Below are 3897 nucleotides of genomic sequence, written 5' to 3'. Positions count from 1 at the left end.
GGATTGGTCGTCGTCAACGATCCAGATGGGTTTCATGCCCTGCCTGTGGTTCCGGTCCCGCCCGCCCCGGGCTTCTGGCTCAGGGCAACGGGATCACGATCTTGAAAAGGGTCTGGCCCGGTTTGCTCTCGCATTCGATCATGCCCTGGTGTTGCTGCACGAACGTCTGCGCCAGCGTGAGTCCCAAGCCCGACCCGCCATCGCGCCCCGATACCAGCGGGTAAAAAATGCGATCCCGGATCGACTCCGGTATTCCCGGGCCGTTGTCCTCGATATGCAAGTCCAGTGCCAATCGATATCGTTGCTTGCCCAGCGTGACCTGGCGCGCGATGCGCGTGCGCAGCGTGATGSAGGCGTCGCCCTGCTGGATGCGCTCTGAAAGCGCCTGCGCCGCGTTGTGCGCGATGTTGAGCACCGCCTGGATCAGCTGCTCGCGGTCGCCGCGGAAATCGGGGATCGAGATGTCGTAGTCGCGCTGCACCGCCAGGCCGCGCGGGAACTCGGCAATGATCAGCGAGCGCACCCGCTCGCAGACCTCGTGGATGTTGACGTCGCTCACCACGTGCGGCTTGCGGTGCGGCGCGAGCAGCCGGTCGACCAGCGCCTGCAGCCGATCGGCCTCCTGGATGATGACCTGCGTGTACTCGGTCAGCGCGCGCGACTCGACCTCCATCTCGAGCAGCTGCGCCGCGCCGCGGATGCCGCCGAGCGGGTTCTTGATCTCGTGCGCCAGGTTGCGGATCAGCTCCTTGTTGGCACGTGCCTGGCCGAGCGCCCGCTCCTCGCGGTCCTGGCGCGTCTGCTGCTCGATTTCCACCAGCTCGACGATCGCCTCGTTCGGCCGGTCGAGCTGGTTCACGATCACGTGCACCGGCAGCGCATCGCCATGGGCCGACACCGGCCGGCGCAGCAAGGCCTCGAAGCGGCTGGTGGAGAAATCGTTGCGCACGACCGCGGCCACGGTGTCGCGCACCGAGTTGGCATCGATGAACCAGTCGAACAGCGAGCCGCCCAGCACGCTGCGCCGCGGCAGGCCCAGCACGTTCTCGAACGCGGCATTGGCGAACAGGCAGCTGCCGTCGTCGCGCACCACCGCGACCATCGTCGCCAGGTGGTCGAAGGCCTCGTAGCGCCCGGGCAGGTCGCCCGGCGCCGCCGGCCGCGCTGACTTCGGCTTGCCCACCGGCTTGGTCACCGGCGTGCTCACTGCAGCTTCGCGATTTCCCGCTTGATCGCGGCGATGTCGCTTTCCTTGCGCAGCAGGCTCGCCTTCATCTCGGCGACGCGGTCGATGTACTTCTGGTAGTTCTTCTCGTCGCCCTGGCGCTCGGGCTCGCCGTTGTTGTAGGCCTTCTGCATCTCGGCCAGGCGATCTTCTTCCTTCTTCAGCTCGGCTTCGAGGATGCGGCGTGCATCGCTGTCGCGGGCGCGCTGGTCATTCGGGTCGACGCGGTTCTGGCCCGATGTCGCCGCGCCCGAGGCCGACTTCGCCGGGCGCAGCCCCTGCACCACGGTGATCGGCGTGCCCTCGAGCGTCTTGCAGCCCTTCTCCTTGGCTTCCTTCGCCGACAGCGTGTCGGTGTAGAGCACCGGGTTGCCGGGGCAGCGGTAGACGGTCTTTTCTTCGGCGGCCCGGGCAGGCAGGGTGATCACGGTGGCAACGGCAACCAGTGTGAGCACGCGACGGGTCGTGGTTCGGTGAGAGCGCATGAGAGATACCTCGGGCCGTGGGATCTGGTGGATTGTGGCCGATCCCGCCATGCAAAAAGGGACGGCGTGGGCCGTCCCTTTTCGTCGTGTCGGTGGCGGAACCGCTGGACCTGAGAGCCTTCGCCCCCGGTCCGGGTTCCGCGCCGCCACCAGGCGCCGCAGATCAGGCGCTGTAGTACATGTCGAACTCGACCGGGTGGGTCGTCATGCGGAAGCGCGTGACCTCCTGCATCTTCAGTTCGATGTACGCATCAAGGTAAGCATCGGTGAAGACACCACCCTTGGTCAGGAACGCGCGGTCCTTGTCCAGGTAGTCGAGCGCCTGGTCGAGGCTGTGGCAGACGGTCGGGATCTTCGCGTCTTCTTCCGGCGGCAGGTGGTACAGGTCCTTCGTGGCGGCTTCGCCCGGATGGATCTTGTTCTCCACGCCGTCGAGGCCGGCCATCAGCAGGGCCGAGAACGCCAGGTACGGGTTCGCCAGCGGATCCGGGAAGCGCGCTTCGATGCGGCGGCCCTTCGGGTTGGCGACGTACGGAATGCGGATCGAGGCCGAGCGGTTCTTGGCCGAGTAGGCCAGCTTGACCGGAGCTTCGAAGCCCGGGACCAGGCGCTTGTAGCTGTTGGTGCCGGGGTTCGTGATCGCGTTCAGCGCGCGGGCGTGCTTGATGATGCCGCCGATGTAGAACAGCGCGAATTCGCTCAGGCCGGCATAGCCGTCGCCGGCGAACAGGTTCTTGCCGTCCTTCCAGACCGACTGGTGCACGTGCATGCCGGAGCCGTTGTCGCCGACGATCGGCTTGGGCATGAAGGTGGCGGTCTTGCCGTAGGCGTGGGCCACGTTGTGGATCACGTACTTCTGCAGCTGCAGCCAGTCGGCGCGCTGCACCAGCGAGCTGAACTTGGTGCCGATTTCCATCTGGCCGGCATTCGCCACTTCGTGGTGATGCACTTCGACCGGGATGCCCAGCGATTCGAGGATCAGGCACATCTCGGAGCGCAGGTCCTGCGCGCTGTCGACCGGCGGCACCGGGAAGTAGCCGCCCTTGACCGCCGGACGGTAGCCGGAGTTGCCGTGGTCGTATTCCTTGCCGGTGTTCCAGGCCGCTTCCTCGGACTCGATCTTCGAGAACGAACCGGACATGTCCACGTTCCAGCGCACGCTGTCGAAGATGAAGAACTCGGGTTCCGGACCGAAGAAGGCGGTGTCGCCGATGCCCGACGACTTCAGGTAGGCCTCGGCACGCTTGGCCAGCGAGCGCGGGTCGCGTTCATAGGGCTTGCCGTCGGTGGGCTCGATCACGTCGCAGGTGAGGATCAGCGTCGGCTCTTCGAAGAACGGGTCGATGTTGGCCGTGTTCGGGTCCGGCATCAACAGCATGTCGGAAGCCTCGATGCCCTTCCAGCCGGCGATCGACGAACCGTCGAAGGCGTGGCCGGAGATGAACTTGTCTTCGTCGAACGCAGACAGGGGCACCGAAACGTGTTGCTCTTTGCCGCGGGTATCGGTGAAGCGGAAGTCAACGAACTTGACCTCGCTTTCCTTCACCATCTTCATCACGTCGGCGACGGTCTTTGCCATCAGGTTCTCCTAGCGAGAGGCTTGTGGGGGTGAGTGGGTGGGTACAACGACAGTTTCAGTGCCGGGAGGGGCCTGGAAATGCGCACAGGAATGTAGCAGAAAGCATGCCCGCGCCCGATGACAGAGCAGGGCCAGCCGGCATGCGCTCCACCGGGTGAGCGAGGCCTCCAAGACGATGCGTGCGAGGGGTGTTGACGCCACTTTGGTGCGCCGCGCAGCACCACGCTGGACAAGGGTTTCGGCGCTCAACGCACCAATTCGGGGCCGAGTTGCGCACCATGGCCACGCAGCCCGGCCAGCAACTCGGCGAAGGCTTCGGCCACCGGGGCGGCCGCGCCCTTGACGCCCAGCTCGATGTGGCGCCCCCACTGCGGGTGGTCGACACTCGGCAGGCTGAACACCTTGACGCCGTCGAAGCGGGCCTCGATGGCTTCCATCAGCGGCGTGAGGGTCGACTCCATCGCGCCGAACACGATGACCGATTGCTCGCGCGGGCGCTCGGTGCGGTGCTCGGCGGCGTAGCGCTCGTCGAGCACCCACTGCACCATCGGCCAGGCCATCACCGGGAAGCCGGGCACGAAGTGCACATGGCCGACCGAGAAGCCGGC

At 66.0% G+C, this 3897-nt stretch carries 3 protein-coding genes and 1 pseudogene; all 4 read right to left on the bottom strand.

Annotated elements, in window-relative coordinates; all coding sequences use genetic code 11:
- Positions 1-79: 79 nt before the first annotated feature.
- Positions 80-1102, bottom strand: coding sequence for a nitrogen regulation protein NR(II) (gene glnL / locus AC1D15_RS21095; protein ID WP_477827503.1), 1023 nt, complete (start codon positions 1100-1102; stop codon positions 80-82).
- A gap of 101 nt (positions 1103-1203) precedes the next feature.
- Positions 1204-1680 carry a hypothetical protein gene (locus AC1D15_RS21090; RefSeq protein ID WP_047513056.1) on the bottom strand — a complete coding sequence of 159 codons (477 nt, stop codon included), beginning with the start codon at positions 1678-1680 and terminating at the stop codon, positions 1204-1206.
- A gap of 193 nt (positions 1681-1873) precedes the next feature.
- Positions 1874-3289: a type I glutamate--ammonia ligase gene (gene glnA / locus AC1D15_RS21085; protein WP_047513059.1), complete on the bottom strand. Its 1416-nt coding sequence runs from the start codon at positions 3287-3289 to the stop codon at positions 1874-1876.
- 245 nt (positions 3290-3534) lie between these two features.
- Positions 3535-3897: pseudogene (locus AC1D15_RS21080) on the bottom strand (competence/damage-inducible protein A); the annotation flags it as partial.

The organism is Rhizobacter sp. P2_H2 (genome assembly GCF_056403375.1).
This window is presented reverse-complemented; position numbering and strand designations above follow the sequence as displayed.